Below are 26,789 nucleotides of genomic sequence, written 5' to 3'. Positions count from 1 at the left end.
CTCCTTTTACCTATTCAGCCTTAACGAGACTCGGTTTAATTTTAGCTTCAGGCATTTTCTGTCTGGAAAGCGCAATGGATGCACCAATGATTAATGCACCGCCAACCAGTGAGAGAACACTTAATGTCTCTCCCCAAAATACAAATCCCCACATTACATTAAAGAAAATTCCTATGTATCGAACAACTTCCACTACCATAATATTTTCATGTGTAAATGCACTCGTTAACACTAACTGTCCTATCAGTGACACCACTCCGATACAGAGTAGGTAGAACCAGCCAAGAGGCGTCGGCCACACAAATTCATTCCACATGAGAGGGAGAGAAACAAGTGTACCTGATGCCAGAAAATAAAAAACAATTTCATACTTATGATGTCTTGTGCTTAAATACCGAATCGAGGTGGCTGCACATGCCGCTAAAAAAGCGCTGAGAACACCGACCAGTGCATAAACCGTGTAAGAATTATAACTAAGTGGGTTTATCAAAAGCATTGCACCCACAATGAATAGAGGAAACAACATAACCATATTCCTGTTCATTTTTTCTTTTAGAAAATAGCCGGAAAGCATGATGGCAAAGAAGGGCGATAAATGCGCAAGAATGCTTGCATCCCCAAGAGGTATGTGAGCAATGGTAAAAAAATAAGCCAAAAGATAAAATGCTCCAAGGGCTCCACGCAACACCAGCATCGGAACACCGTTTTTAGAAAACGTCACTTTCGCTTTTCGCATTAAAATGAAAATAAGAAAGGCTCCTATAAAGCTACGAAAAAACACTATTTCAGACACTGGAATAGTTTCACTTGCAGCTTTTACAAAAACATTCATGATACTAAATGTTAATGATGACACAATGGCAAGTAAGATCCCTTTATTCAATATTCAATACTCCCCCTCCTTGAAAAGGCCTTACAATAATCTTTAAAATAGAATGATTACGATTTAAATGCCGTGCGTATTTTGAGTTTAATCGAAAGTCCTCTCGATAAAGCGTAATTATTACTATTTGCAAATTTCACTATACACCCACCTTTTTAAACCGTCAATACAAAAATAAAAAACCCTGAAAGAATGAATATCCCTTCAAGGTTTTACTATGAATTACAACTAAAATATTGTTTGAAGATCACATAGTGAATGAATAATATAATCATATTCTTCCACTTCTCCAAACCCATAGGTAGCGTAAACAAAAGGAATACCTGCTGCCTTCGCTGCTTGTTGGTCTCCAAGCGTATCTCCCACATAAACGGGGCTCTCAAGTTTATTCCGCTCTATGATTAGTTTTATATTTTCACCTTTTGAAAGTCCTGTTCTACCCGGATTCTCATAGTCAATAAAATGTTTCTCCAATTGGTGGTATTTATAAAAAGCTTCTATGTATCCCTCTTGGCAATTACTTACGATAAAAAGTTTGTATTTTTGAGATAAGCTCTCTAGCACTTCATCTAATTGGTCGTAGAGCTGCCCGCCTTTTTGCTCTAGAAGCACTCTTTCCGCTTCGCAACATTTGTTCGACAATTGAGTACGATACGCTTCGTCTATATCTGGAAAGAGAATCTTTTCTATTTCATGCATTTGAAGCCCCATGGTTGCTTTGAAATCCTCACTTGTTAACTCTTTCTCGATCTTATCATCATTTTTCAGAATTTCATTCCAAGCTACCAGTACTGTTTCGCGAGAGTCCCATAACGTTCCGTCTAAATCGAAAATAATGCTATCCATTTGTTGACCTCCTTTGTTTTATTATTACTATTTTTCTATTGTATCGTATTTTTACATTTTTCTGTGAATAACAGTAACCTTCTTCCAATTTTATCGTCTGTAGAGAAGAGGTGGTTATTAAATGAAACACATTTACATTATATTGTTGTCTATTTTATTCTTCATTTCCGCTTGTAGTTTCGATGAGGATGTTAGTTCTCCAGTCATGCCTGCAGATTTTGAATTTAGCCTTACATACGGTACCTACGGCAAACAAAAAGTGGATACTTTTTGATAGTTAAAGATCTTGTGATAGACGGTACTATAGAAGCTAAGATACCTTTAACAGTCGAAGAGAAAGATCTTATTTATAGCGAAATGTTAAAAATAAACATAATGGGAGATTTGGATACTGGTAGGGAGCTTCAATGTGCAATAGAACCTCCTTCATTCACGTCTTGGCACATCCAAATGAATGGGGAGACGAAGGAGTTTTCCTATACTAATTTTTGCGAGTATGATGGAGACGCTAAAAATCTGATGGACCTCGAGAACTATATACATGAATTAGTTGCAGCAAAGAAGGCGTATCAGGAGCTACCCGATTTAAATGGCGGGTATGAATAAAAAATGAAACTTCCCTCCTTTTCTTCCGTATTAATTACTAGACAGATTGGAGTGATAGGTATGGAAGTTAAGGTTACAATAAAAGGGGAAAATCTAATTATTAAATGGCAGTTTAGTACTATTAGCGTTCCCCTCTCTACGATTTTATCAGTCGAAAATGACCCCACTTACAGCGGGACGGATAAACATGCTCTTCGCATCGGGTTTCCATCAGGCCATTCTGACAGGGTAGTGATTCGTACGAAATCGGATACCTACTTAATTTTCACCAGTAACGGTGGTTTAACAGACAAAATTCGGTCTTATATTTCATTATAAGCTTAGGAACCTTGTCATCCTAAGCTTTTGAATTCCACTATACTTTAGGCGGAAAGAACCCCTCTGGACTCCGGATGACTTGTTCTTCAGGAAATACTGTTCGTATTACCTCGAAAACCTCCTGTTGCACATTTCCCGCCACCCACTTCGCCTTTTCTCCCGTTTCATATTTCTCATATACACCTAAACGGGCTGTCCGCTTGCCCCCACTTCCGTCCCCTGTAAAATCATCCACACAAACCCTGTCCACTATCCCTTTTAGTTTTAAAGCAAATTCTTCGGAAAACGGCAAGGCTGGTGCAATAGCCACTTGGGTTGGAATGCCTTCTTTATGCAATGTTTTTAACGCCTTAAGTCTTGCAGGTATTGGTGGAGCTGAGGGTGAGAACCTTCTACGTACCTCTTCTAGATCAGTTTCTATTGTGATGCTTACCATCACGCGGTCTCCCAATTTCTTTAGGAGGTCGATGTCTCGTGTCACAAACGGGCTTCTTGTTTGAACAAAAAGAAAGTCAGGCGGTTCTTCTGCCATTACCTCTAAAAGGGTACGGGTAACCTCTTCCTTTTGTTCTACCGGTTGATAAGGATCCGTACTGGATGACATAAAAATGCTGATGGGCTGCTCTTTTTTTCTTAAAAGCCGCATTTCTTTGGCGAGCTTTTCTTTTACATCTTTTTTCACATCCACCCAGGTGCCCCACTCTTGTTTGCGAAACAAACCAACCGGGCTTTGTCTCACATAACAATAGGAACAACCAAAGGCGCAGCCGATATAGGGGTTGAGGGTGTGGGTATAACCTTTTAGAAAACCGCTCGCTTTGGTCAAAAGTTTTTGTGGTGTCTTCTCTGTTACTTCAACTCTCATCCTTTTTCTCCCTACTTCCATCACATCAATATTTTTCTCTTGTTGTTTCCATCATTTTCTTTATACTTAAAGTATTACAATACAAAAGGGGTAGATACATATGGTACTTACAGTTTTAAAACCTATTTTTGCCGAGTCTGCAAGCAATCTAGTGAATACAATCAGTTCTTATTCTGGAACAGTTTTATTTAAAAAGGAGCATTGGGTAGTGGATGCAAAAAGCTTGCTTGGTGTTTTGGCGCTTGCTCTTCAGCCAGGCCAGGAAGTAGAAGTAACGTCTGATGAAGGCGAAGAAGTATTTGAAGCGATTTTGGCTCTTGGGTATTTCGAAAAGAAATAATAATGGAGCATCCTTCCTCATTTAGTGGGAAGGATGTTTTTGTTTTATCAGGAAATATCCAAAATATCATCTACACATAAACAGCCTGCTTCGCCGAATTTATCCACCACATGCAAGCGCCTCTGATAGGCATCAAGATGATGCACTGCTCCTACAAACAAATGGTATCTTCTTTTTTCATAATAGGTAATGGTTACTTCCTTACCCGTTTCCATCGCTTCGCAAAACAGTTCATTCATTTCTTCGAGCCGCTGTTCGTCCAGTTCCGGCTTTGTTTGGTATAAATCCTCTTTGGTCCAATCGCGCAGCATTTTGACATGCTCCGGCAGCATCATGGACGTCCATTTAATGGTTCCCCGATCTCGTATCATCCTTAAACATCCTTTCTTACGTTTCTAGCTATAGCAAATTCTCTATGCCTTATGGCCACCAACCAGCCTGCTTCGGTGCACCGCAGTTCCGGCATTGGTATAGGACACAGCCCGCAATAGCGCATTGGTTCCGTATTTTCCACGGATGGTGTCCATTACATAGCCTAGTTCGCGTTTTTTTGGCTGTTCGAGTTCAAACAGGCTCAGTTGCATTTCGCTATCCTCCACAATGTTAGAGAGCGAGACGGCAATTTTCCGGACGGTTTTTGGTTCATAATTTTCCTCAAACAGTTCGAGGCAGGTACGGTATAAGTCCATGGTGACGTTGCTTGCTCGTTCCATCGTTCGGGAGCGGTAGAACCCTCCGCCAAGTTCATCGCGGCTGTAGCCGATTCCAAGACTGATAGTACGGCCGGCTTTTCGGTGATGCCGTGTTCTTCTGGCGACTTCCTCACAGATTTCCAAGATGACTTGTTTCACTTCTTTTGGATCTGTGTAGTCACGCATTAAAATCTGACTTTTGCCAAAGCTGATCTGCCCTTGAATAATGGGGGCGCCAAGCTCTGATAGATCAATCCCCCAGGCATGATAGTATAGCTGATTTCCCATCACACCGAACTTTTTCTCCAGCAGCTCGAGGGGATAATTTGCGAGCTGTCCAACATTGAAAATTCCCATTCGATTTAACGTTTTTTGTACTCTGGATCCAATTCCCCACATTTCACTTAAGGGGGAAAGCGGCCAGAGTTTTGTTTTCACATCGTCATAGGTCCACTCGGCTATGCCCTTCTTTTTTGCTTCAAGATCCAGGCAAAGTTTTGACATGAGCATATTCGGACCAATTCCGATGGCGCATGGAAGCTGAAATTCCCGCTCCATATCCTCTTTGATTTTTTCAGCAATCGTGGTCGCATCTCCCCAAAGTGCCTCTACCCCGTCGACTTGCAAGAAGCTTTCATCGACACTATAGGTGTGGATGGCGTCCTTTGGGACATATCGATTGAAAAGTCGGGTAATTTCTGTGGAAATGCGCAGATAGGTTGCCATCTTGGGGTTTACAATATGGATGCGTTTGTCATTTGGAATTTCAAATCGACGTGAGCCCGTCTTAATTCCAAACTCCTTTTTCAGCATGGGAGAAGCTGCAAGTACAACGCTCCCCTGTCGCTCCGTATCCCCAACCACCGCCAAATAGCAGGTGAGCGGGTCAAGACCCATCATTACTGCAGAGCAGCTGGCATAAAAGCTTTTCATATCTACACATAAAATCTTGTTGTTTGGCATCTTGCTGTAATCCATGTCCACGACCTTCACACCTCACTAAAACAGAAAGTATGTTCGCATTAGTAGTATATACCCAATAATAAGCGAATATACGTTCTGTTTCAATGGTAAATTCCACTACATATTTCGACAAATAGCTTTTTCGTATTCTTGTTAAGTGTGAAAAACCCTTATAATAAAGGAAATGAGGTGACGACGTGGAGAGAAATTTAGTGAAAAAAATGATTCGAAATTGCTTTGTTCAATATCAGCATGATTTTGAATCTGTTCCGCTTAGTGAGGAAGAGTATGAAAAAATGGCAGAGGAAGTGAGCAGAGCGGTTGCCGAAGATCCCGATTTGGAAGTGTTTGATGTGGTCAATGATGTGGTGTATGAATATTTGAGTAAATGGTAAGCGCACATGGCAAAATAATTAATAAATCCGATGTAATTACACAAGATAAAAGAAGAGTTCATCTAGAAAAGGAGCGACATCATGAAGAAAAAGCCTGTGCTTGTATTATGGATAATGGTATTCATCTCCATTCTGACACTCCCTTTTCTTGGGTGGAAGCACTTTAAACGTTTTTTGCCCGGAACAATATTTATGTCTATATTAATGGCATTAGAGAGCATTGTGGCGGAAAAGTATAAATGGTGGGCCATCTATAAAAAAATCCCGCCCTATTTTGTGAATGAATTTGCATTTATAGTTGGACCGTTCTTTGCCGGCTCTCTGTGGATATTGCGTCTAACATATGGACGATTTTACCTGTACTTATTATTGAATGCAGTCGTAGATGCTATATTTGTATATCCCATCTACGTATTATTTAAAAATATAGGGATATTCGAGTTAAAAAAAATGAACAACCATCAGCTATATGGACTATTTTTAATAAAAGCCTTATTAATGTATGGATTTCAGGTTATATGGGAGAAGTACGTCCGTAAGAGTTCAACCAAAGAACCTGAACAAGAAAGACCTTATACCATATCCCCTGCAGATTGAGCACCCTTCTCACGGAGCCACTCAATTAGCTTCACATCCGTGTTATTGCGAACAGCTACGTCAAATGGAGTAAGTCGGTCATAACCAATCCAATTAAGATTTGCTCCTTGGCCGAAAAGGTACTCTGCGACCATAAACTGACCACCGTGGCAAGCCAACCAGAAGGCTTGAGTGGTTTCGAATGAAGAAGGAATCTGTTTATCTTCATAGTATGCTTTCACTTCATCCAGCATCCCAAGTCCCGCTGAATTCCAGAGCTTGGTCTGTGCGCCATTCTCTACTAACAGGCGGGCTGCCTTCCACTGGCCAAATGCTACTGCATCGTCTAATGGGGTGCCTTCCGCAATTACAGCTCCTGTGGAGTTTATGTCCGCACCAACATCAAGAAGCGTCTGAAGAACTTCTACGTCATTACTGCTGGCAGCCCAATGAAGGGGTGTTTCCGTGTGATGACCGGTAAATCTAGCATCCACCTCTGCTCCCGCTTCCACTAATGTGCGAACGATTGTTGATCCGTTCGGAAAGTGACCAGGCCAATCGGTGGCCACATGAAGCAATGTGCGGGACACTCCGAATGCGTCAGAATTTTCATCATGATAACTTCTTGCAATAATTCTTGCCGTCACAAGGTCGGGATGATCATCAAGTAAACGTTTAAGCACTGGAACATCGCCGGATTTAATTGATTTAATGACCTCGATTCCTAAATCCTCATCTTCTAAAATAAAATTCATATGTATATGCCTCCATTTCATGTGTAAGGTTACAAGAAATACCCGTCCGAGACCACTTACTGTCGAAGCAGACCCATTTACTGTCCGTTTTGAGGTAAATACTGTCGGAAACTTTCAAAATACAAGCCAAAGTCATCCATTTACTGTCCAAACTCCGGATAATACGTGCCAATCGACAAACTTCAACGAGCTTCGACGAATCGACCTCAGGAAGGAACCTCTCACTAAACAAAAAGACGGCTTGCACCAATCACACAAGACGTCTCACAAAGGATATTACTCCTTTTCTACTTCCACCTCAATATCCACCGGCTCGCTATCATCTAACAGGTTCTTCAGAGTTACCTTAAATAATTGCTCACCCTGTTCAGTCACTTCCTCGACGTGCCACGGATAGCCGGCATCCACTCCTTCTAATGCCTTGGCAACAGCCTTTTGTTCCAGTTCATCCTGATCTGCATCTACCATCACCTTTATGGCGCCAGACTGGGCCGGAAAGGATTCAGCTACAATTCCTGAGTTCCATACAGTCACTTTCATTCCCACTAAAAGATCCATTGCTTCCAATGGCTCTCCTTCCGAGTCTTCCACTGTCGTGCTTTCTTCAAGGGTGTAAATCGTAGCAGAAATGCCTGAACCGCCGCTACTAGGGTGCTTTCCCGTCACTAAAATTCGTGTTTGACCATCATTTGAAATAGAAACGACATACCCGGTTAAGTCCTCCACTGCCTGTTCCTCGTCATCCGCAGGTTGTTCATTTGGTGCTTCGGAACCCGTATTGGACCCTGAGCTGTTATTGTCGTTTCCGCCTGTTGTACCACAACCGAATAAAAGGAGGAAACAAGCCAACAAAGACATGATTTTAACTCTTTTCATCTCATTCTCACCTCTTGCTCTATTGGACGAAAGAAGGATAGAAAGGTTACAGAATCCGCTCTTTTCATAGCAGGACAGAATAGAAGCGCATGATATTTTTAAAAAACTAAGCGGTAAAAAGTCCAATTGTCGACTTTTTACTGGTAGTAACAACACCTTTTGTGAAAAGAGCCTGACTATTTTTGTCGAAAAGCTTTGCCACCTAATTTTTCCACCACTCCTGGAAACACCTGATACAGTTTGCTGGCCATGTTCATCCAGCCAGGAAGATTAATTTCCCGGGTACGAGTGAACATCGCATCTGCTATCCGTTTAGCAACATATTCAGGCTCAAGCATCCACTTATCCACTTTTTGCTTATAACTACCGGATGAATCCGCAATATCAAAAAACTCTGTTCTAATTGGACCAGGGTTAACGGATGTTACAAAAATATTAGTATCATATAGCTCCATTCGCATACTATTAGTGAAACCGAGAACAGCATGCTTCGTTGCTGCATACACACTCGACTTCGGTGTCGCAATCTTCCCAGCCTGTGAAGCAATATTAATGATATGCCCTTGATTTTGCTCAATCATGGACGGCAAGACCATTTTTGTACAAGCAATCAAACCATACACATTCACCTCGAACATTCCACTCATATCATCAAGAGAAAGGTTGGCAATTTCATCAAATTTTCCGTATCCAGCATTGTTCACCAACACATCAACCGCAGGAATCTCGGTCAATAACTTCTTGAAAGTATGCTCGATATCTGTCTGTTTACGAACATCAAGTGGATAAACAGGCGCCTCTATCTGATGAATCAATTTTATCTGGGCTTGCACCTGTTCCAGCTTATCTAAGGATCGTGCCATGAGTACAGGTGTCGCTCCTCGCTTGGCGACCTCAAGAGCAAGTGCTTTCCCAATTCCACCTGAAGCACCGGTGATCACAATATATTTACCTTGAAGATTAGCCATTGCTTACTTCCCTCCTGCTAAATACGTAAATGGCTTGGATGATGCATCTTCTATAATCAAGCCCTTATCAAGAAGATAATCCACCTGACCAATCGTTTCAGAAAGTGTCAGTAGCAGTTGTTTTTCATAGACAGATTTAAAAAGATACTGACAAATTTCATAGGCAGTAGCAGGCTGATCTTGGAGGAACTTTAAAACCTTGTTTGCACGCTTATCCTGTTGTTTCAATCGTGTTTCTAATAACTCCGGGACATTTTCAACCATATCTCCATGCCCTGGTAGCACACGCTGAATCGGCAAACGTCTCATTTTCTCAATAGAGTGAATGTATTCAAGCATGGCTTTCTTCCGTTCCGTTTCGTCAACATAAGGCGGCTCTACCAGTGGATTAGGTGAAATATCTGCTAAGATTAAATCTCCCCCAATTAAGGTTCTACTCTTTTCATCAAATAAAACCAGATGACTGCTTGCATGACCAGGTGTTTCTATGATCTGCCAATTTGCCAGACCGTCTAGGCGATCTCCTTCTCCAACGAAAGAAGTGAGCCCCCTGTGGCAAGCAAAACGTAACGGTTTATCAATGGCATCCAAGACAGAATAAAAGCGTTGCTCGACACCCATACGTTCAAACATCTCTTTATAATAAGCTTCATGAGTAGAAAAGTAACGGTGATCCTGCGTCATCCAAGGATGTGCACGCTTATGCCCGAATACTGGAATATTAGAAGGAAAATAATCCAATAGTCCAACGTGATCTGGGTGATGATGGGTCACTACCACTTGGTCAATATCTAAAACTTTCAGTCCATGACTACTTAACTCACGCTGAAAGATTTCCCAAGCTTCCATCGTTTTCACACCAGCGTCCACCAGTGTCACTTTATCAGTAATGATAAGATAGGTATGTACGTCCCCAACCGCAAACGGGGTCGGGATTGTAATTTGTTTGATCTCTTGCTTACAAGAAACGTCGTTCATCATAATCCCCTTTTAATTCGTTTTAGTATGTATATATGTAAGAAATGTACAATAAAATTATAACAAAATAATAGAACCAAAAAAGTAATTGAATAACCATTCAATTATAGAATGCACTAAATAAGGAAAAAAAGAAAGGGTTATTCCTCAATAACTAATAAAATTTCCCAGTTCATTTTTTTGAAATAACGTCAAGCACGATTTAGGATTTTGGGAGCAGTTTTCTCCAAAGAATTTATATAATCATGACAAATATCCCCTTGACTTTCCCCCGCTTCCGATAGATAATGTATAAAATTACAAATGATAACGTGACGAATGGGACTATTAGAAAGCTGCAAGATGACAAGAGATGGAGGTTCACCGGCTGAAAGGCCTCCTCATCCCCTGCACTTTTGAACCTACCCAGGAACAATCAGGTAAACCTGATCGTCTTCCCACGATACGGGAATGAAAGCTGGGTTCAACTAACCAATTAAGGTGGTACCGCGGATAAGACTTATCCGTCCTTTTATACAGGACAGATAGGTCTTTTTCTATTCTTAAAGGAGCGTGTTAACGATGAAAATAGCATTTATTGGTGCCGGATCTATGGCGGAGGCAATTATGGCCGGACTGCTGAAACAGCAGATCTGTACAAAAGAGGACATTACGGTAACAAACAAACAAGATCAACAACGTCTGGAAAACCTTGAAAGTAAATATGGGGTAGCCACTTTGGAAGATAAAGAGACAGTAGTGAAAAATGCAGATGTGATCTTCTTGGCAATGAAGCCTAAGGATGCAAAAGATGGAATCCAGGCAATAAAATCCTATGTAACAAAAGAGCAGCTTATCGTTTCCGTACTGGCCGGAATCTCAACTGAAGTCATCCAAGACCTTTTTGAACAAGAGCTGCGTGTCATTCGCTCCATGCCAAATACGTCAGCAGCCATTGGTCTATCTGCTACTGCCATTGCAAAAGGCTCCTTTGCCACTGAAAGCGATCTCGCGCTAGTACAATCGTTATTCTCAGCAATTGGTCTATGTACCATTGTGGAAGAAGACCAACTTCATGCCGTAACAGGCGTCTCCGGAAGCGGTCCTGCTTATATCTATTACATTGCAGAGGCGATGGAAAAAGCAGCGTTGGCTCAAGGCTTAGATATGGATGTTGCCAAAAAGCTCGTCAGCCAGACATTGATTGGAGCAGCTCATATGCTCCAAGAAACTCATAAAGATGCAGAAGTCTTAAGAAAAGAAGTGACGAGTCCAGGGGGAACGACACAGCGAGGGATAACATTGCTTGAAGAACGAAAAGTCTCCGAAGCATTTGAGAGTTGTATTGAAGGGGCAACAGAACGTTCTAGAGAAATGGGAGAGGAAATGGCGGAGAAGTTGAAGGAGAAAGCGTCGAAATAATAATAAAGCAAAAGCACTTGGAGATTGATCTGCTCTCCAAGTGCTTCTCTGTAAAGAGACCTTATTGTTCATTAATAATCTCTATAGCCTTCTCTAATAATTCATCTCTTCCCTCTTTTATTCCTTCAATGGTCGGTCTCATGTAAATGTCCGGGATAATTCCGACCCGTTGCGTTTCAGTACCGTCCGGATAATACACACCAATACCGGTAATGGATGTTTCAATGCCACCTGGCAGCGTAAAAAGGGATATATTTCCATCCGCTGCAGCAGTAGTACTCCCAATTACTGTTGCATTCTCAGCGGTACGGAAAGCCATCGCGTGGTACTCAGCACTGCTTTGGGTGACTTCATTGATAAGAATGACGATTTTACCTTTATAATGTTCGTTATTTTCTTCTCCTACTATCAGAGGATCTGTCATTGTAAAAAGCCCAGGGTGCTCAATACTACCATTAGTAAACTTGACAAACTCCCTACTAGCTGGGAGTAAATATTCTCCCAGACTAAACACCGTAAAATCAAAAGGGTAACTTCTAAAATCAATAATCAGGCCTTTTGTCTGTTCTAGCTCTGATTGATACTCTTTTAGAGAAGAGTAAAAAAAACCTCCCATATACATATAGGCAACAGAATTTGAATCCAACAATTGAAACGGCTCTGTTCCATTATGAAATATATCGTATTGATCTACTTGTAGATTATTTTTTGTGAAAACGGCAAGCTCCAGACTTTTCAACTCCCCGTTTCTTTCAATTTCAACAAATAACGATTTTTCATTTGTCCGCAACAGCTTTGGGGCCATATCCCTTAATTGCGTCTCATAGTTAGATGCAGGAATATATTTTAGTTGAGTTTCTAATATCTCATCAATGGTTTTTCCATCAACCTTTGTTATTACATCGCCAACTTCAAGTCCCGAACCCGCTCCTTCCTCTTCTTTATAGAATCCTGTCACAACAGGCTTTCCTTCGACAAACGTTAAAATGGCGGGGGCATATCTTTTCCCCCAGTACCCTTCAATAAATGAACTAGGGTTCCATATGTTTGCGTGGGTGTCATGTACTCTCGCTATTAACTCCAATGTATTTAGGTGGTATTCCTGTTCATTTTTAGCCTGAATTAGTTTTGGAATGAACTCTTTCATAACATCGTCCCATTCCTCGTTGATCAAATACTTGTAAGGAAAATAATATTCAATAATGTTCCAATACCTATATAGGGAAAGCAAGCGATATTCAGTTTCAGGATATGGGTGTCGGTATTCCAGTTCGTTCTGAAAGACAGGATTTCCAATACCTTCAGCTAGTGAAACATAATGATGGGAATCGTTACGTTCACTATTTTTAACAGTTTGCAAGACTCCTTCTAGCTCCTCGCTGAAACCTGACGAGTTCAACCAATCAAGGTTAGGTTCCATTTTGACTTCCCCTACTCCATCCTCAGGTGGAGTCGTTTTCCCGCCTTTAATTTCCCCTAAACCTTCTATCCACTCCACTAACACGGCATCTCTTTCTAAAGAGGAAGTGGCAGACAAAACTTCTGGCATTATGTAAAAAAGCTCTTGGTCCCAATTAAATTCACCTTCCGCAACATTAGGATGGTAATACTTCAAAAAGCCCCAAACCTTCCCTAAATAAAACAAATTCTCTTCCACATCTTTAGAAATACCTTCTGGTTGCTCTATTGTTCTGTAATCAAAATTTATTTCTGGTTCTCTCTCCTTCGGTGCCTCTTCAACAGCACCTTCAAAGAAACTACAGCCAACAAGTAGAAAACAAAACATACATAACCAAATGGACTTCCCTAACATAAAAATTCTATTTTTCAACCATATCCCCCCTTATTCTTCAAATGATAGATTGGTAGGTTCCTCTAACAACTGACTAGCAAACTCAATATTAGTAGTGGGTGTATTCTCGTCTACTTCAACAAACTTCAATTCATCTATCCAAACTTGCCCACTCCCCACTAAAAGCACTCCAAAGGAAATGGTTGAACTTGTATCTGGAATATCTAAAACGATACTGTAGTGATTCCAGTCTGTATTACCCGTAATAGGTCTGTCGCTCATGTTATCAAATTGAAGAATATCTCTTAGATTGTCGTCCACTCTCATCCAAAATCCGCAATAGGCATCTACTTCACTCGATTTAATAAAACCCGAGAGTTTTAATCTTTTTCCCAAATAATTTTGTGCTTTGAATTGCTGCATCATAGTGGCAAATTCTTCTGCCTTGTGAGCAGTCACAGACTTGAGATAACCAGATGCCTTACCTTTATGAAACGTCTCGCGATCAACCCCCATCTTATAATGAAATGGATGACTGCCACTAAGGAACCACCCCTTTAACATCTGTTCATTTTTCAATGCTATCACCTCCTGTTGATGTTGAATACTGCTCATAATCCTCCGGTACTGTCCAGGCGGGAGATTATAAGTTCTTTTAAAAGATCTTGTAAATGACTCCTGAGTCTCAAATCGGTAAAATAATGCGATTTCTAGAATAGGATCATTGGAATAAATGAGTTTTTTTGCTGCATTGGCAATGCGCCTGTAACGGATATATTCCGATGCCGTAACACCGACTTCAGCCTGGAACAATCGCAAGAAATGATATTTGGAGTAACCAGCGACCTTAGATAAATGGTCAAGGGATAAATCTTTATGTAGGTTTTCTTCTATAAACTCAATCATACTTTTCACTATAGTATCGTTACTCATCTCTTGGCCTCCTTACCTGTATTTTAGCAAACAACAAAGAATCATTTTTGACATTTATTGCTTTTATATCTATTTTTCACCACACAAAAAACCACCAGCCTCAACAGCTGCTGTTGGTTCTAAAAGCTATCATTCTCGCTTCTTATAAGAGCACCGGATGAAGCATCATAAACCTCCCTATAAATAAATGAACATTCATCTTTATAAGAACAATCGTTGTAGATATACTCTATAGTTAATGATGGACTTCTAGTACCACTCATATTCCCCGCATTAATTTTTGAGTGATAGGGCTCAGTATAATATGCTTTCTTTAGTGTTAGGTCACCACCAGTGGTGGACTGTAATCGTTCAAAGCTCAGAGCCACATGTTCATCCCACCCCTCAGGGAAAAGCCGTTCTTTTACAATGAAATTAGATATTTCCGCATGTATCATCATAACACCTAAAAGAACCAAATATGCTGAGCAAATGTAAATAATTAGTCGAAGCGGCTTCCAACGGACGGATTTGTTTCGAAATGTATGTAATGCACTCCAAATAGGAATAAGTAACCACATTAATAAAGGTAATCCAAAAAAAGAACCGATAATAGTGACTTGGCCGTATGCATCTAATGGGTGAGCAGGATTGAAGATGAAAAAAATAAGATAATATATCCATATATATATAGTGGCTTTAAACCACAAGGATAGTTCATTCCCTATAAACCTCATAAAGCAGCCTCAACATAATAAGATTTAACGATTGTCTCCACATACACTCCCCAATTCCAAACAATCCTCTAAAACTGCTTGATAAACTTTGTTCCAGCCCCCATAATAATTTGATATCTCTGCCGGTTTAATAAAGATCCTTTCCATAGATTCATATTCTCCCCTAAAACTATGAAACTTCGTAATATCCATTCTATAAAAAACCTGATATCCTATTTTCGGATAAGGACTTTCCTCATTCCAGTTCGGATTTTCATGATGATCGACCACTATGGAACCAAGCAAGCGGCAATCTCCTTCCACATATCCCTCCTCCATTGCTTCCCTTTGAAAACACAATTCTGGGGTTTCATTGAGTTCGATATGCCCACCAGGAAAATCCCATCCTCTATCTTTGAGGTTTATCAGCATCAGCTTATCTTGATAAAAGCAATAGCCGTGAGCGCTAGTTATCAGATTTCTTGGGGGAAGTTGAGATTGCTTGTCCCAGGTTAATTGAACGAACGAATCGCCCCAAGTTACTTGAATAGATATCATGTACATCAAACTCCAATCATAGATTATATATGACAATTTTAGCATAATTAACCAATATATAATGGTTTTTCAAACAAAAAAGCAATTACCCTCGGGTAACTGCCATTATGGGATTAAGGTCTCAGATGCTTTGAAATATTGGCTGGAGCTGCCTTCCCGCTTAACCCTTGACTAATTCAATGAAACTCATTGTCACCGAGTCTTTATACCGGCGATGAGAACCTCTCTTCTCCTTTTTTCTCGTCACAAAGGTCTTCATCACGGCGATGAGAACCTCTCCACTCCTTTTTCCTCGTCACAAAGGTCTTCATCACGGCGATGAGAACCTCTCTTCTCCTTTTTYCTCGTCACAAAGGTCTTCATCACGGCGATGAGAACCTCTCCACTCCTTTTTCCTCGTCACAAAGGTCTTCATCACGGCGATGAGAACCTCTCCACTCCTTTTTCCTCGTCACAAAGGTCTTCATCACGGCGATGAGGACCTCTCTTCTCCCTTTTCCTCGTCACCGAGGTCTTCATCACGTCCATGAGGACCTCACCTCTCCTTTTTCCTCGTCACTCACGTCTTCATCCCGACTATCAAGAATTACCCAAACAACTATTTCACAATTCCAATACAATAAAAAAGCCTGTCCAGGAAGACTACGCTCTCCAAACAGGCTATCAAATCATTATAAATTCTTCACAAAATCAGCCAATATCGGCGGAAACTCCTCAAAAGAAAACTTAACATTCAATCTCTCTGTCCATTGATGAGGATCCTTCCCTACAGGCCCTAAGTTAAACACCGGCATCTGCAATGCTTCCATCTCTGCAAAAGGTAAGGAGTATGTCGCCCCGTAAACCGGAATATTGAATGGCAGACGATCTTTTGCTGAGAAGTCCCCTTTGCCTATGAAACTCAAATCACATAAACCCGAAAAATAGCGCTGCTCATTAAATTCAACATCCGAATCTACTTTCCACTTCTGAATGAATTGACGCGCAGAATCCAATAATTCCTTATTATCCGTCGCTACCGCCGGATAATATGGAGGTGCAAAAAACAAGATAATCATCGGACCTAAATCCTTACAGAGCGAGGCTACTTCTTCCACAACTTTGATGGATTGCTCCCTTTCATCTAAATGCAAATTGGATACAATCACCGAAGAAATTCGCATGACCATTTCCTGATCTCCATGGATGGCTTTTGCCTTTTCCAGAATTTCTTCATAGGTGTAAACCGCTACGTCTACAGGCATTTCGGTAAAAGACGTAAAACGCTTAAACTGGTCCGCTTTCCCTTTGCAAAATTCATTGATATTCTTTGCCGCCTGCTTTGCAATTCGAAGGAAATCTGCCTCCCAATCCGTCAGTGACTTTTCCATAAATAGGACATTGTATAACGTTACCGCAGTGTGTGGAATCTGCACGGAATATTCCATTTTTAGATCCTTTTGTATCAAGCTAGTTGGAGGTGGTGTAACTTCCGCACCTACCTGCTCACACAGATCCGTATTCCACTCCATTAATTTTTGAATCTCTGAAACCATCAAATTAGCATTAAGGCCCGCCAACGGTTCACCTACATGCGTTTCTTTTCCGTAGCAGAAAAAGCCCGGCAATAATTTACCGATTGCACCAGTATAAAGATAAAGGTTGTTGTCACCAGGGTATTTTTGAAACATTGGTTCCGAATTGACGCATGCCTTATAAGTCAAATCATTCTTGGAAGCTAGATCAGCCAAAGCTGGCAAAGCCTGAAGCATTCCTTGAGAGTTCACCTCTTCATCTGGGACAGCCAGTAGGAGCAGATTTACATCCCATTTCTCGTCAATCGCTTTTTCCAAGAGAGACATTTGCAGTGACAGTCCCGCTTTCATATCCATGACCCCTCTGCCAAACAACCAATCTCCTGATAAAAGATGTTCCTTTGCTTCAGCAGGAAGTGCATCGGCATTGTTCTCGAGTTCCCGAGTCAGCTCAACAGGTTGAAAGGCCAAGTCCTTTAGGAAACCATAATCCTCCACACCTACTACATCAAAATGACTGACAAGCACAATCGTTTCTTTCTTCTCAGATTGCTTCACTAAAGCGGTTACAAAAGAACGCCCATCCTCCATACGATGAAGCTCCAGATTCCCAGGATTCTCTTGGAAATAATCCAGATGATTAAGTTGATAATAAATAAAAGAAGCCAAGCGCTTCTCTTCCCCGGATAATGTCACACTTCCGTGCTGGACAAGGGATACAAGTAGATTTGTCAACTGCTCTTTCGTTTGCCAGTGCATCTCCCATCCTCCTCTAGATAGTAGTATTTTGCTCCTATCATACTACTAATTTTAGAAAATGAACACCTATCTTTTGGTGGGAATAAAAACGTTTGATATAATATTTTAGGAACTCGAAATATATAGGAGGAATCATTTATGAAATCAGCATTATTTTCCCCATATACAGTAAAAGGCGTCACACTGAAAAATAGGATTGTCATGTCTCCGATGTGCATGTATTCCAGTCATAATGAAGATGGACATGTTCAAGATTGGCATATGACTCACTATGTATCCCGTGCAGTAGGCCAAGTAGGGCTAATTATGGTAGAAGCAACAGCGGTACAACCACAAGGCCGCATTTCTCCACAAGACCTTGGAATTTGGAACGACGAACATATTCAAGGCTTTCAAGAATTAAATAGACAAATCAAGGTCCATGGATCCAAAACTGCCATCCAGCTTGCTCATGCAGGCAGAAAAGCTATGGTAGACGGCGACATTTATGCACCAACTGCTTTGGCATTTAACGAAAAAATGAAAACCCCTGTGGAAATGTCTAAAGATGATATTAAAGAAACAATCGCTGCATTTGTGGAAGGCGCCAAGCGTTCAAAGGAAGCAGGATTTGATATTATTGAACTTCACGGTGCTCATGGATATTTAATCAATGAATTCCTGTCCCCTCTTACGAACAAACGTAAGGATGAATACGGTGGAAGTACAGAAAATCGCTACCGCTTCCTTCGTGACATCATCAATGGTGTAAATGAAGTATGGGATGGACCATTATTTGTCCGTGTATCAGCTAATGACTATCACCCTGAAGGCTTAACAGCAGATGACTATGTAACCTATGCAAAATGGATGAAGGAGCAAGGAGTAGACCTAGTCGATGTTAGCTCTGGTGCGGTGGTGCCGGCAGCCATTGATGTGTACCCAGGCTACCAGGTTGGCTTTGCAGAAACGATCAAGTCCGGTGCTGCTATTGATACAGGTGCGGTTGGACTGATCACTTCTGGTTTGCAAGCGGAAGAAATTTTAAGAAATAACCGTGCAGATTTAATCTTTGTTGCAAGAGAACTTTTGCGTGACCCTTACTGGCCAAGAACAGCTGCGAAAGAACTTGGCCTTGAGATTGAGTCCCCTAAACAATACGACCGTTCTTGGTAATCAAAACGGCCACTCATCGGAGAGTGGCCACTTTCTTTTAATTTGAAGACTCAAGCAGGTTTTTCTTTTCTTCTTTTACAGAAAGCAACTCTTCTTCCATTTGATCTCGCTGACCTTTTAAGCTTCCAAGCAACCTAGAAACTCTTCCGATAATTTGAGATGTTTGATCATAGCTTTCCGTAATTTTTCCATGCACCATCCAGTCCACGATCAGCCCGTCAAAGAAGTAATCAGCAAAAGTCAGCATTCCACCTACTTCAATCGTGGAATCAAAGTGGTGTTTGATATCAAGTAATTCATCTTGGAAAACTCGTAGCTTATTTTGTGCTTGATGAATATGCGCTTTGGCTTCATCCAAGCGGCTATGCTTCATCGCAGTGGATACCATTCCGCCGCCGAACATATCAAATGTGGACCAGCCTTTTGCAGAATCTAATGAAGATAACGCTCGCTCCAAAGCATGCAATGCCAATTGCCCGGCATCAATCGCTTCCTTGTATTCATTTAAATTTGATTGCAGGTCCGCCTCTTTATCTGCCAAGTCAAATAATTTTACACTCCAAACGGAATTGGAGTCATGAATCAGCTTTTCTTTTTCGCGAATAATCTTCTCGTATCTGATAGGAGAGTTAGCAATGGGTGCTAAAAGCGCTTGAAACTCTGCCAGTTCACCTTCTACGTCCTCTATAGTCTCAACCGCTTCCGTATATTTTAGTTTTGCGGAAAGTACTTCTTTTTGTTCTTGATCGAGCTTCTCCAACTTTTTGCCAGTCAAGGAGTAGAAAACACTTGTAAGTGTAAAACGTTCAAGCCGAGCCACATCCTCTTCTTCTTTTTCCAACAGTGCCTTTAACTGACTTCTTTTCCGCTTTTCTTCTGTCAAGTATGTATTCAATCTTTCCATATGTTCTTCGTACTTTGCTTTCTTACGCAAGTTGTCTTTAACTTCTAATAACTCTTGGTTTATATCCGTGAACAAAATAATCCCCCCATACTTCTACCTATGTAATTTACGTTTAAGAATAGATTAAGTTTCATTCTCTTTCACATGCCAACCTTTTTAATGGATGAACCTATTTGACCTTCATCAAACTCGTCCATAAAAAGTCCTCACCAAACATTTCAGCCGGCTGCGAAACCTTTACCATTTCCCTAAATTCTAAAATATTAAAGTCTCCCATGAAAATACGCTTCAATCTTTCTTCTGAATAGCCGATTCCTCCGTTCATGCTTCTTTGTGCATAAACATCCCAGTCAGAAGTTACTGTTGCACCTTTTGTATTAAAACAGACCAAACCAAAATGACCGCCTTTTTTAAGAGCTTTTGTTATCGTTTCTATATAGCTCAATCGGCGATGAGGAGCAAGATGATGGAACAATCCGCAATCATAGATAAAATCATAAGTATGAGGTTCAACTTCATACTCAAAAAGAGAGGATTGTTGAAAATTAATAGACACATTTTCAGAAAGGGCACGTTCTTTGGCCCAGGACAATGCATTTTCCGAAATATCTATTGCGTCTACCGCACAGCCCTTTTTTGCTAGATATATTGCATTCCTTCCTGGTCCACATCCTATCTCTAATACTCGTTTAGGTAGCAAACCTTTTTCAAAATAGGATACTAGATTTTCATCTGGACCTTTCACTTGGAAAAATGGGATCTCCTTAGTTCTGTCCTCATAAAAGTCATTCCAAAAAGCTCTAGGCTCGCGTAAAAGTCCGTCTAACATTTGAAAGAGATCTTCATTATTGACAATTTCTTTAGCCATTTTCACTCCTCCTTACCTTATATGTAATATTGTACCAATACACTATCCATCCATTGTTACAACACCTTTAAAGTTAAGTGAAATAGCTATAATTGCAAACCTGGATTCCCTATAGAATACCTATCTACTGCAACTACATTCGCACTGTATTTCCTCTTGTCACACTAATTGACCTAAAGGGTAGGGACACACTAATTGAAGTTTTAACCCACCTAAAATCATCCAGGCAAATGATGGATTTTTCACCCTCTGTAACAATTGTAATTTAATTGTAATAAAACAACTAAAAAAACGATTACCTCGAAAGTAACCGTCCTTATAACAAAAATTTATTTTATAGTAATTTCATCAAAATCATTTACCACTACCGTGTTAGAAAATATCTCTTTTGCCTCTTCCATTAAAGAGAGAACATCCTCTTTCTGATATCTAGCACTTATATGAGTAAGCAATAATTGCGATGCACCGGCCTCCCTAGCTACAGTTGCAGCCTGTACCGTAGTGGAATGAAAATACTCTTTTGCAAGCAATTCGTCCTTTGCTGCAAAAGTTGCTTCATGAATTAGAACATCCGCAGCTTCCGCTAGCTCAACAGCAACAGGAGTATACCTTGTATCCCCCAATATGGTAATCACCTTCCCCTTTTTAGGAGGGCCGATATAATCATTTCCTTCAACTATTCTGCCGTCAGAAAGGGTGACGCTTTTTCCCTCTTTCAGTTCTTGGAGGTGTGGGCCAGAAGGAATATTGCTTTGCTTGACCTTATCCATCAATAAAGCCCCAGGCAAATCTTTTTGAACGATTCGAAAGCCAAAGGAAGCAATTCCGTGGACAAGTAATTTCCCAATTATGGTGAAGTCCTCTTCTTCCAAAAATAATCCATCTTCTTCAAACTCTTCAATTACTATGGGATACTTCACATGCGTCATACTTACACGCAAAGAAGTTTCTATATACTCTTTTATCCCCACCGGTCCATAAACCGTCAACGGTGTTTCCCCACCTTGAAAAGAACGGCTGCTCAACAGTCCCGGCAAGCCAAAGATATGATCTCCGTGTAAGTGGGTGATAAATATTTTTGAAATCTTTCTTGGTTTTAATGATGTATGTAAAATTTGGTGCTGTGTTGCTTCCCCACAATCAAAGAGCCACACAGAACCCTCTTTATCATCTATATGTAATGCCAGCGAAGATACATTTCGGTGCTTTGCAGGAACACCAGAACCTGTACCTAAAAAAGTTAGTTTCATATTCATCCGCTCCTCTTGTTCCATTATACTCAAAAATGAAAATTTCCATAATACTATCCATGAATATAGTACAATGATAGTATCACGCAAAAAGGAGAATGGATGCTATGGATAACATTTCTACAATCGTATTTGATCTGGACGGTACTCTTTATGAGGACACTCATCACTTTCAGTATTATGCCGATCTTCTCAAAAATAAATTGCCTGCGGAAGTACAGCCCAAGTTTGAAGAAGACTATAAAGCTATTGAAGCAGGTACACATACGCTTAAGATGGGTAGGGTGTATGATGCTAAAAAGGATCTAATTCTAGCACATTTTGATGGCAAGGTATCTAAAGGCTGGACTTGGGATGGAGTGGAAGTATCACAAACAGTACTTACTTCTTACTATCCTGACATTCTTCAATTTGACCTATTTGATATGCTAAGTATCGGAGATCTATGGTGGGTACCGGTTTCCATTGCCAAGCACTACGGATTAAGCAGCGAGGAAGCATATGCGGCATTTCTTCAAACAAGAGAACATATGATGACAGATGATTTCCTGTTAGAACCATTAGCAGAGTTTGCTACTGTATTAGAAAAACTCCATAAAAAATTTATATTAGTTCTTATGACCAATAGCCCGCAAACTGACAGCGATGTCATATTGAAGAAACTTGGATTCACTTCTTACTTCCATGATAAAATCTATGAAGCCAATAAACCGGTAAATACAGCAGATCGCCTTTTATACATATCTCAACAACACCATGTTCCTTACAGCCAAATGCTGAGCATAGGGGATAACTATATAAACGAGATTCTTCCGGCCGCAATATTAGGTTGTAAAACTATATGCATCGATCCTTTTGACCTATTTAAAGAAAGTGAAGCAACCTATACAGTCTCAGGATTAACAGAGCTCTCGATGTTTTTAGATAAGTCCTTTTTAAAATAACACTTCACGGTGTTATTTTTTTTGAATAAAACGCTTGCGTTTAGAACGTCTGTTCGATTATAATAAAAACAGAACAAACGTTCTAAAAACTAATGAGGTGATACTAATGAAATTAATCCAAAAATCTTTCTACGTTATTTTGAAGCTATTGGCTGTTTCCGGTTTTGCCATTCTTTTTTATGTCATGATGACAGATAAGACAAGCAATGCCCCAATGTTCATGCTTAGCTTGATGACTTCCCTTAGTTTGATTGCAATCCCTGGTATGAAAAATGTAATCAATAACTACGAAGAGACTCATCATGAATCCTGATTCTTCTACTATAACCAAGGAAACTGCCCTTAAAATTGCAAAAAGAATGATTCATTATAAAGTTACTAATGACTTGGATATAATCAGCTCCGTAGTAGATGTCTGTAAAGAAGATGTCGTTGACTACCTGAAAAAGCCAACAAAATTTAAAAAAGCCCTGCAATCGAACATCACAGGACCAGGTTAATCAGTTATTATTCTTTTGTTCTTCTACTGGAATCTCAGGGATAATAACTGGTGCAACTCCTCCACCACCGCTTCCACTTTCATGATAATACATCGGAACTTTTCCTGGAATCACCAGATCTCCTATTTTAACAGAGTTATTTATCTCCATTGGCTGTTCGACTAACGGAATGATGATGTTCATCTTCACACTCACATTTACATAGACCTCTATAACTGTATTATTTATTCCTGTTTCAATCACTTTCGTTTCCACATTCGAGATAACATCACCAAGTATCTCAAACCGCACCGGTATTTTGGGTCCAAGATTGGAAAAAAGGGTCGTTTTAGTCGCCATCCCCAACGGAACCTTATAAACGATCCCATTCTGCTTTTTTGATTCTTCGTAATCTATGTTCAAATCATTTTTATATGATTCCATTCCTTCCAGATTGCCTTCTTCAAGGAAATCCAAATACCTTTGAACTCGTAACGTAGTTTCAGAAATCACCGTGTTGACTACTTTATGATTTGTACTAAAAGCTACATGATCTGTACCTTCATTTAATACGATAATTAATTCCTCTGGATTTAGACTGTTTGCAATCTTCTTTGATACGGCATCATTAATAGCTTGGGTTGCAATTTGACGGGCTTTCGTTTCTGCTATACTCCTTAAACTCGGTTCCAGGTTTTTATTGATGATAATCAAACTAAAAACCGTCAAAATATTAAACAATATAAATGTAATTAAAAACACGTACTTTATTGGCAGTGGCCCACTTTTCAATAGGGAAGTCCGACGCATTCTCCTCATAGTTGCAATCCTCCTCCCCATATATATATAAGATTGTTGGACAGATTATTAATCATTTTTTTAATAGTCTCTGTTAAAGTGGACTGTGATATTATAAGTTTTCTAGCTGCTGATTGGAGCAAAAGGCGTAGACTCCTGCGGGGGAGGAGCGACATTGTTGAGACCCCCAAGCGTTGTGAGGTGGCTCAAGGTCGCCCCGCGGAAAGCGAAGCCATTTGCGGAAATCAGCAGCGGTGTTACAAAGCGATATTTATTTGACATAAAAAACCTGCAAACCAATATGGTTTACAGGTTTGAAACTACTATTCCAAAAAATCCTTCTGAAAACTAGTCGTTATTTTAGCTTTTGAGCCCGCATCTGCAGTATTCTTACTCTTAATCCCCCTTTTTATAATCCCCTTCCCAAATTTTTCTTCTAGATCTTGAAGGGTTTTATGCAACGGCTCTTTTTTGGCATCCTCTTGAAACGTAAAAAGATCTAGCTGTTTAACGGAATCATCCTTTTCCACAAGTTCTTGAGCAGTTACACCCAACAAGCGGACAGGTTCCCCATCCCAATGCTTTCTAAGCAAAAACATGGCAGCTTCTTTGATATCACTTTCACCTTCAATTGGATTCGAAAGCTTTCGGCTCCTTGTCACCGTATGATGAATACCATACCTTATCATGAGCTGAATGTTATGGCTGAGCACAGATTTCCTCTTCATTCTTGCACTCACGGAAGATGACAGCTTTTCGATGGTCTTTTCTAACAAACGTTCATCGTCTGAATCTTTTGGTAAGGTAGTCGAGTTACCAATACTTTTAAATTCAGATACACTATCGGGATCAACTGGGCGATTATCCTCACCATTTGCTCGTTTTTTCAACCTCTCACCATTCATGCCAAGGAGGTGTTTTAGTTGGTAATCATTCCCCTCAGCCAAATCACCTATTGTAGTAATATTAATTGTCTTTAGTTTTTCAGCTGTCTTGGCCCCGACACCATGCATCTCTCCTACATCCATAGGCCATAAGATATTTGCAATTTCCCTCTTCCTTAAAATAGTTATTCCCATCGGCTTTTTCATATCTGAAGCCATCTTCGCCAAAAACTTATTTGGTGCAATTCCAATGCTGCACGGCAATAATAGTTCTTTGTGTAACCTCACCTGGATTTCTTCAGCTAGTTGTAAGGGTGTTAAATGTCCAGAATAATCTGTGACATCTATGTAACCTTCATCAATCGAAACCGGTTCAACCAAGTCTGTATACTCTCTTAACAGATCAAACATAGCTTGGGAGCTTTTTCTGTACCTATCAAAGTTTGGTTTTCGCACAATAAGTTGAGGACATTTTTGTCTTGCCTCCCATAGAGGCATCGTTGTTTTTACACCAAAGGCTCTTGCTTCATAGCTACAAGTGACGATAATGCCTCTTCGTTCTTCTACATTTCCCGCAATTGCTACAGGTTTTCCCTTGAGCAATGGGTCGTAAGCCATTTCAACAGATGCGTAGAAACTATTCATATCTACATGGAAGATTATTCGATGTCCCTTTGTTTTTTCTCCATTCATACAAACCACCCTAAACTACTTTGCCTACTTTAATTAACAACCAGCTTTGTCAGAAGTTCGCTTAATGATTTTAGTTCATCAGTATTTAAAGATACTTTTTCAAGAAACTTGTTTGGGATACACTCTACCTGTTCGTTTAAGTCCTTTCCTTTCGGGGTAAGAGTTATCACAACAATTCTTTCATCTTTTTTGGAGCGACTTCTTGTAATTAATTGATTGGTTTCCATACGCTTTAGCATTGGAGTTAGAGTACCTGAATCAAGCATAAGCTTTTCACCTAACTCCTTTACAGAAATGGCATCCTTTTCCCACAACACCAATAGTACTAGATACTGAGAATAAGTTATTCCCAACTCATCTAAGTATGCTCTATATAATTTCATCATTTTTTTTTCTGCAGAGTAAATTTTAAAACAAAGTTGATTATCTAGTTTTAAGTTGCTTTCCATTCATATATCTCCTTTAAATCTCAATAATACTATTGTACAACTCACTTAACTTATACACAAATTCCTTTTACAAAACTTATTAGTTGACTAAATAATTAACGCACGATATGATAAAGGAGAATTAAATTTTGCACAATATAATTGTAAACAATTAAAAGGAGTGGATTTTTACATGGATGCGTTATATACAGCGAAAGTAACAGCCTCAGGTGGTAGAGCAGGAAGAATTAAAAGTGAAGATGGGACTTTAGATATTGCCCTATCAATGCCAAAATCATTAGGCGGTACAGAAAAAGAAGGCGCAACTAATCCAGAACAACTATTTGCAGCAGGATATTCCGCTTGCTTTGACAGTGCACTAAACCTTGTTGCACGACAAGCTCGCCAAAAAATTGAATCCGAAGTTATTGCAGAAGTTTCTATCGGTAAAGATACTGATGGTGGTTTTAAATTGGCGGTCGTGTTAAATGTGAGCATAAGTGGCGTTACTCAAGAAGAAGCAGAAAAGCTAGTTAAACAAGCTCATGAAGTTTGCCCTTACTCTAAAGCAACAAAGGGAAATATAGAAGTAGAATTAATAACAAAAACAGAATAAAAACCTAACAAGACCACCTGTTTTAGCAGGTGGTCTCATTTTGTATAAACTTATATT

The 26,789-nt window shown here is 40.0% G+C and carries 32 protein-coding genes; 12 read left to right on the top strand and 20 right to left on the bottom strand.

Going from position 1 to position 26,789, the window contains the following annotated elements; translation table 11 throughout:
- Positions 1-10 precede the first annotated feature (10 nt).
- Together FZC76_RS10885 and FZC76_RS10880 are read right to left on the bottom strand one after the other, a co-directional pair.
- A complete protein-coding gene (locus tag FZC76_RS10885; protein WP_148988214.1) occupies positions 11-883 on the bottom strand; it encodes a DMT family transporter in 873 nt (290 codons plus the stop codon).
- 228 nt (positions 884-1,111) lie between these two features.
- Positions 1,112-1,729: an HAD family hydrolase gene (locus FZC76_RS10880; protein WP_148988213.1), complete on the bottom strand. Its 618-nt coding sequence runs from the start codon at positions 1,727-1,729 to the stop codon at positions 1,112-1,114.
- 121 nt (positions 1,730-1,850) lie between these two features.
- Here FZC76_RS10880 and FZC76_RS23025 point away from each other — a divergent pair, with 121 nt between their 5' ends.
- The 3 genes from FZC76_RS23025 to FZC76_RS10870 are packed head-to-tail and all read left to right on the top strand — an operon-like array spanning position 1,851 to position 2,653.
- On the top strand, positions 1,851-2,003 hold the full coding sequence (locus tag FZC76_RS23025; protein WP_187442038.1) for a hypothetical protein: 153 nt from the start codon (positions 1,851-1,853) through the stop codon (positions 2,001-2,003).
- Positions 2,000-2,335 carry a hypothetical protein gene (locus tag FZC76_RS10875; RefSeq protein ID WP_148988212.1) on the top strand — a complete coding sequence of 112 codons (336 nt, stop codon included), beginning with the start codon at positions 2,000-2,002 and terminating at the stop codon, positions 2,333-2,335. The genes FZC76_RS23025 and FZC76_RS10875 overlap by 4 nt, the downstream gene beginning before the upstream one ends.
- A 60-nt stretch (positions 2,336-2,395) precedes the next feature.
- Positions 2,396-2,653 (top strand): SunI/YnzG family protein, encoded by a 258-nt coding sequence (locus tag FZC76_RS10870; protein WP_316246604.1) that lies wholly within the window; start codon positions 2,396-2,398, stop codon positions 2,651-2,653.
- A gap of 37 nt (positions 2,654-2,690) precedes the next feature.
- Here FZC76_RS10870 and FZC76_RS10865 read toward each other — a convergent pair whose 3' ends face one another.
- On the bottom strand, positions 2,691-3,518 hold the full coding sequence (locus FZC76_RS10865) for an SPL family radical SAM protein (protein WP_148988211.1): 828 nt from the start codon (positions 3,516-3,518) through the stop codon (positions 2,691-2,693).
- Between the two features lie 100 nt (positions 3,519-3,618).
- Here FZC76_RS10865 and FZC76_RS10860 point away from each other — a divergent pair, with 100 nt between their 5' ends.
- Positions 3,619-3,858, top strand: coding sequence for an HPr family phosphocarrier protein (locus tag FZC76_RS10860; RefSeq protein ID WP_010194213.1), 240 nt, complete (start codon positions 3,619-3,621; stop codon positions 3,856-3,858).
- A gap of 47 nt (positions 3,859-3,905) precedes the next feature.
- Here FZC76_RS10860 and FZC76_RS10855 read toward each other — a convergent pair whose 3' ends face one another.
- Positions 3,906-4,229 (bottom strand): YolD-like family protein, encoded by a 324-nt coding sequence (locus tag FZC76_RS10855; protein WP_148988210.1) that lies wholly within the window; start codon positions 4,227-4,229, stop codon positions 3,906-3,908.
- A 42-nt stretch (positions 4,230-4,271) separates the two neighbouring features.
- Positions 4,272-5,528 carry a Y-family DNA polymerase gene (locus tag FZC76_RS10850; RefSeq protein ID WP_148988470.1) on the bottom strand — a complete coding sequence of 419 codons (1,257 nt, stop codon included), beginning with the start codon at positions 5,526-5,528 and terminating at the stop codon, positions 4,272-4,274.
- A gap of 182 nt (positions 5,529-5,710) precedes the next feature.
- On the opposite strand from FZC76_RS10850, the gene FZC76_RS10845 reads away from it, so the two are divergent.
- On the top strand, positions 5,711-5,908 hold the full coding sequence (locus FZC76_RS10845) for a YqzH family protein (protein ID WP_148988209.1): 198 nt from the start codon (positions 5,711-5,713) through the stop codon (positions 5,906-5,908).
- Between the two features lie 81 nt (positions 5,909-5,989).
- Complete coding sequence (locus tag FZC76_RS10840; RefSeq protein ID WP_148988208.1) at positions 5,990-6,505, top strand: hypothetical protein; 516 nt, start codon at positions 5,990-5,992, stop codon at positions 6,503-6,505.
- Here FZC76_RS10840 and FZC76_RS10835 read toward each other — a convergent pair.
- From FZC76_RS10835 to FZC76_RS10820, 4 genes are all read right to left on the bottom strand, one after another.
- Positions 6,481-7,239: an ankyrin repeat domain-containing protein gene (locus tag FZC76_RS10835; protein WP_148988207.1), complete on the bottom strand. Its 759-nt coding sequence runs from the start codon at positions 7,237-7,239 to the stop codon at positions 6,481-6,483. The genes FZC76_RS10840 and FZC76_RS10835 overlap by 25 nt on opposite strands.
- A gap of 276 nt (positions 7,240-7,515) precedes the next feature.
- Positions 7,516-8,115, bottom strand: coding sequence for a DUF3221 domain-containing protein (locus FZC76_RS10830; protein ID WP_148988206.1), 600 nt, complete (start codon positions 8,113-8,115; stop codon positions 7,516-7,518).
- Between the two features lie 176 nt (positions 8,116-8,291).
- Positions 8,292-9,083, bottom strand: coding sequence for an SDR family NAD(P)-dependent oxidoreductase (locus FZC76_RS10825; protein ID WP_148988205.1), 792 nt, complete (start codon positions 9,081-9,083; stop codon positions 8,292-8,294).
- Positions 9,084-9,086: 3 nt separating this feature from the next.
- A complete protein-coding gene (locus FZC76_RS10820) occupies positions 9,087-10,064 on the bottom strand; it encodes an MBL fold metallo-hydrolase (RefSeq protein WP_262372547.1) in 978 nt (325 codons plus the stop codon).
- A gap of 558 nt (positions 10,065-10,622) precedes the next feature.
- Here FZC76_RS10820 and proC point away from each other — a divergent pair.
- Positions 10,623-11,462, top strand: a complete 840-nt coding sequence (gene proC / locus FZC76_RS10815) for a pyrroline-5-carboxylate reductase (protein ID WP_148988204.1) — start codon at positions 10,623-10,625, stop codon at positions 11,460-11,462.
- A 61-nt stretch (positions 11,463-11,523) separates the two neighbouring features.
- Here the strand turns inward: proC and FZC76_RS10810 are convergent, their stop codons facing one another.
- The 5 genes from FZC76_RS10810 to FZC76_RS10790 all read right to left on the bottom strand — a co-directional run bounded on the left by FZC76_RS10810 (position 11,524) and on the right by FZC76_RS10790 (position 17,713).
- Positions 11,524-13,293, bottom strand: a complete 1,770-nt coding sequence (locus FZC76_RS10810; protein WP_148988203.1) for a S41 family peptidase — start codon at positions 13,291-13,293, stop codon at positions 11,524-11,526.
- Positions 13,294-13,305: 12 nt separating this feature from the next.
- The gene (locus tag FZC76_RS10805; protein WP_148988202.1) at positions 13,306-14,187 is read right to left on the bottom strand and encodes a helix-turn-helix domain-containing protein; all 882 of its coding nucleotides are present in this window, start codon (positions 14,185-14,187) and stop codon (positions 13,306-13,308) included.
- 119 nt (positions 14,188-14,306) lie between these two features.
- Positions 14,307-14,903, bottom strand: coding sequence for a hypothetical protein (locus tag FZC76_RS10800; protein ID WP_148988201.1), 597 nt, complete (start codon positions 14,901-14,903; stop codon positions 14,307-14,309).
- A gap of 24 nt (positions 14,904-14,927) precedes the next feature.
- The gene (locus FZC76_RS10795) at positions 14,928-15,440 is read right to left on the bottom strand and encodes an NUDIX domain-containing protein (RefSeq protein WP_148988200.1); all 513 of its coding nucleotides are present in this window, start codon (positions 15,438-15,440) and stop codon (positions 14,928-14,930) included.
- 671 nt (positions 15,441-16,111) lie between these two features.
- Entirely contained in the window at positions 16,112-17,713 is a 1,602-nt protein-coding gene (locus FZC76_RS10790; RefSeq protein WP_148988199.1) for a M20/M25/M40 family metallo-hydrolase, read from the bottom strand.
- 138 nt (positions 17,714-17,851) lie between these two features.
- Between FZC76_RS10790 and namA the strand changes: the two genes are divergently transcribed.
- Positions 17,852-18,868, top strand: coding sequence for an NADPH dehydrogenase NamA (gene namA, locus FZC76_RS10785; RefSeq protein WP_148988198.1), 1,017 nt, complete (start codon positions 17,852-17,854; stop codon positions 18,866-18,868).
- Between the two features lie 37 nt (positions 18,869-18,905).
- On the opposite strand, the gene FZC76_RS10780 is transcribed toward namA, so the two are convergent.
- The 3 genes from FZC76_RS10780 to rnz all read right to left on the bottom strand — a co-directional run bounded on the left by FZC76_RS10780 (position 18,906) and on the right by rnz (position 21,890).
- A complete protein-coding gene (locus FZC76_RS10780) occupies positions 18,906-19,847 on the bottom strand; it encodes a hypothetical protein (RefSeq protein WP_148988197.1) in 942 nt (313 codons plus the stop codon).
- 94 nt (positions 19,848-19,941) lie between these two features.
- Positions 19,942-20,640: a class I SAM-dependent methyltransferase gene (locus FZC76_RS10775; protein WP_148988196.1), complete on the bottom strand. Its 699-nt coding sequence runs from the start codon at positions 20,638-20,640 to the stop codon at positions 19,942-19,944.
- Between the two features lie 329 nt (positions 20,641-20,969).
- Positions 20,970-21,890: a ribonuclease Z gene (gene rnz / locus FZC76_RS10770; RefSeq protein WP_148988195.1), complete on the bottom strand. Its 921-nt coding sequence runs from the start codon at positions 21,888-21,890 to the stop codon at positions 20,970-20,972.
- 107 nt (positions 21,891-21,997) lie between these two features.
- Between rnz and FZC76_RS10765 the strand changes: the two genes are divergently transcribed.
- The 3 genes from FZC76_RS10765 to FZC76_RS10755 all read left to right on the top strand — a co-directional run bounded on the left by FZC76_RS10765 (position 21,998) and on the right by FZC76_RS10755 (position 23,334).
- A complete protein-coding gene (locus FZC76_RS10765; RefSeq protein WP_187442037.1) occupies positions 21,998-22,834 on the top strand; it encodes an HAD family hydrolase in 837 nt (278 codons plus the stop codon).
- Positions 22,835-22,940: 106 nt separating this feature from the next.
- The gene (locus tag FZC76_RS10760; RefSeq protein WP_148988193.1) at positions 22,941-23,147 is read left to right on the top strand and encodes a hypothetical protein; all 207 of its coding nucleotides are present in this window, start codon (positions 22,941-22,943) and stop codon (positions 23,145-23,147) included.
- Entirely contained in the window at positions 23,137-23,334 is a 198-nt protein-coding gene (locus FZC76_RS10755) for a hypothetical protein (RefSeq protein ID WP_148988192.1), read from the top strand. Before FZC76_RS10760 ends, FZC76_RS10755 begins: the two co-directional genes overlap by 11 nt.
- Here FZC76_RS10755 and yunB read toward each other — a convergent pair whose 3' ends face one another.
- From yunB to FZC76_RS10740, 3 genes are all read right to left on the bottom strand, one after another.
- Positions 23,335-24,132 (bottom strand): sporulation protein YunB, encoded by a 798-nt coding sequence (gene yunB / locus FZC76_RS10750; RefSeq protein ID WP_060666444.1) that lies wholly within the window; start codon positions 24,130-24,132, stop codon positions 23,335-23,337.
- 302 nt (positions 24,133-24,434) lie between these two features.
- Positions 24,435-25,688 carry a DNA polymerase IV gene (locus FZC76_RS10745; protein ID WP_148988190.1) on the bottom strand — a complete coding sequence of 418 codons (1,254 nt, stop codon included), beginning with the start codon at positions 25,686-25,688 and terminating at the stop codon, positions 24,435-24,437.
- A 29-nt stretch (positions 25,689-25,717) separates the two neighbouring features.
- Entirely contained in the window at positions 25,718-26,137 is a 420-nt protein-coding gene (locus FZC76_RS10740) for a MarR family winged helix-turn-helix transcriptional regulator (RefSeq protein WP_148988189.1), read from the bottom strand.
- Positions 26,138-26,309: 172 nt separating this feature from the next.
- Here FZC76_RS10740 and FZC76_RS10735 point away from each other — a divergent pair, with 172 nt between their 5' ends.
- Positions 26,310-26,732: an organic hydroperoxide resistance protein gene (locus FZC76_RS10735; protein WP_148988188.1), complete on the top strand. Its 423-nt coding sequence runs from the start codon at positions 26,310-26,312 to the stop codon at positions 26,730-26,732.
- The last annotated feature ends 57 nt before the right edge of the window (positions 26,733-26,789 follow it).

It is taken from the genome of Sutcliffiella horikoshii (assembly GCF_008180725.1).
GTDB lineage: Bacteria > Bacillota > Bacilli > Bacillales > Bacillaceae_I > Sutcliffiella_A > Sutcliffiella_A horikoshii_B.
This window is presented reverse-complemented; position numbering and strand designations above follow the sequence as displayed.

What these genes read in the sequence shown, in the direction of transcription:
- FZC76_RS10880 (WP_148988213.1), bottom strand. Translation starts at nt 1,729, where the DNA reads ATGGATAGCATTATTTTCGATTTAGACGGAACGTTATGGGACTCTCGC.
- FZC76_RS23025 (WP_187442038.1), top strand. Translation starts at nt 1,851, where the DNA reads ATGAAACACATTTACATTATATTGTTGTCTATTTTATTCTTCATTTCC.
- FZC76_RS10870 (WP_316246604.1), top strand. Translation starts at nt 2,396, where the DNA reads ATGGAAGTTAAGGTTACAATAAAAGGGGAAAATCTAATTATTAAATGG.
- FZC76_RS10865 (WP_148988211.1), bottom strand. Translation starts at nt 3,518, where the DNA reads ATGAGAGTTGAAGTAACAGAGAAGACACCACAAAAACTTTTGACCAAA.
- FZC76_RS10860 (WP_010194213.1), top strand. Translation starts at nt 3,619, where the DNA reads ATGGTACTTACAGTTTTAAAACCTATTTTTGCCGAGTCTGCAAGCAAT.
- FZC76_RS10855 (WP_148988210.1), bottom strand. Translation starts at nt 4,229, where the DNA reads ATGATACGAGATCGGGGAACCATTAAATGGACGTCCATGATGCTGCCG.
- FZC76_RS10850 (WP_148988470.1), bottom strand. Translation starts at nt 5,528, where the DNA reads ATGGATTACAGCAAGATGCCAAACAACAAGATTTTATGTGTAGATATG.
- FZC76_RS10840 (WP_148988208.1), top strand. Translation starts at nt 5,990, where the DNA reads ATGAAGAAAAAGCCTGTGCTTGTATTATGGATAATGGTATTCATCTCC.
- FZC76_RS10835 (WP_148988207.1), bottom strand. Translation starts at nt 7,239, where the DNA reads ATGAATTTTATTTTAGAAGATGAGGATTTAGGAATCGAGGTCATTAAA.
- FZC76_RS10830 (WP_148988206.1), bottom strand. Translation starts at nt 8,115, where the DNA reads ATGAAAAGAGTTAAAATCATGTCTTTGTTGGCTTGTTTCCTCCTTTTA.
- FZC76_RS10825 (WP_148988205.1), bottom strand. Translation starts at nt 9,083, where the DNA reads ATGGCTAATCTTCAAGGTAAATATATTGTGATCACCGGTGCTTCAGGT.
- FZC76_RS10820 (WP_262372547.1), bottom strand. Translation starts at nt 10,064, where the DNA reads ATGATGAACGACGTTTCTTGTAAGCAAGAGATCAAACAAATTACAATC.
- proC (WP_148988204.1), top strand. Translation starts at nt 10,623, where the DNA reads ATGAAAATAGCATTTATTGGTGCCGGATCTATGGCGGAGGCAATTATG.
- FZC76_RS10805 (WP_148988202.1), bottom strand. Translation starts at nt 14,187, where the DNA reads ATGAGTAACGATACTATAGTGAAAAGTATGATTGAGTTTATAGAAGAA.
- FZC76_RS10800 (WP_148988201.1), bottom strand. Translation starts at nt 14,903, where the DNA reads ATGAGGTTTATAGGGAATGAACTATCCTTGTGGTTTAAAGCCACTATA.
- FZC76_RS10795 (WP_148988200.1), bottom strand. Translation starts at nt 15,440, where the DNA reads ATGATATCTATTCAAGTAACTTGGGGCGATTCGTTCGTTCAATTAACC.
- FZC76_RS10790 (WP_148988199.1), bottom strand. Translation starts at nt 17,713, where the DNA reads ATGCACTGGCAAACGAAAGAGCAGTTGACAAATCTACTTGTATCCCTT.
- namA (WP_148988198.1), top strand. Translation starts at nt 17,852, where the DNA reads ATGAAATCAGCATTATTTTCCCCATATACAGTAAAAGGCGTCACACTG.
- FZC76_RS10775 (WP_148988196.1), bottom strand. Translation starts at nt 20,640, where the DNA reads ATGGCTAAAGAAATTGTCAATAATGAAGATCTCTTTCAAATGTTAGAC.
- rnz (WP_148988195.1), bottom strand. Translation starts at nt 21,890, where the DNA reads ATGAAACTAACTTTTTTAGGTACAGGTTCTGGTGTTCCTGCAAAGCAC.
- FZC76_RS10765 (WP_187442037.1), top strand. Translation starts at nt 21,998, where the DNA reads ATGGATAACATTTCTACAATCGTATTTGATCTGGACGGTACTCTTTAT.
- FZC76_RS10760 (WP_148988193.1), top strand. Translation starts at nt 22,941, where the DNA reads ATGAAATTAATCCAAAAATCTTTCTACGTTATTTTGAAGCTATTGGCT.
- FZC76_RS10755 (WP_148988192.1), top strand. Translation starts at nt 23,137, where the DNA reads ATGAATCCTGATTCTTCTACTATAACCAAGGAAACTGCCCTTAAAATT.
- yunB (WP_060666444.1), bottom strand. Translation starts at nt 24,132, where the DNA reads ATGAGGAGAATGCGTCGGACTTCCCTATTGAAAAGTGGGCCACTGCCA.
- FZC76_RS10745 (WP_148988190.1), bottom strand. Translation starts at nt 25,688, where the DNA reads ATGAATGGAGAAAAAACAAAGGGACATCGAATAATCTTCCATGTAGAT.
- FZC76_RS10740 (WP_148988189.1), bottom strand. Translation starts at nt 26,137, where the DNA reads ATGGAAAGCAACTTAAAACTAGATAATCAACTTTGTTTTAAAATTTAC.
- FZC76_RS10735 (WP_148988188.1), top strand. Translation starts at nt 26,310, where the DNA reads ATGGATGCGTTATATACAGCGAAAGTAACAGCCTCAGGTGGTAGAGCA.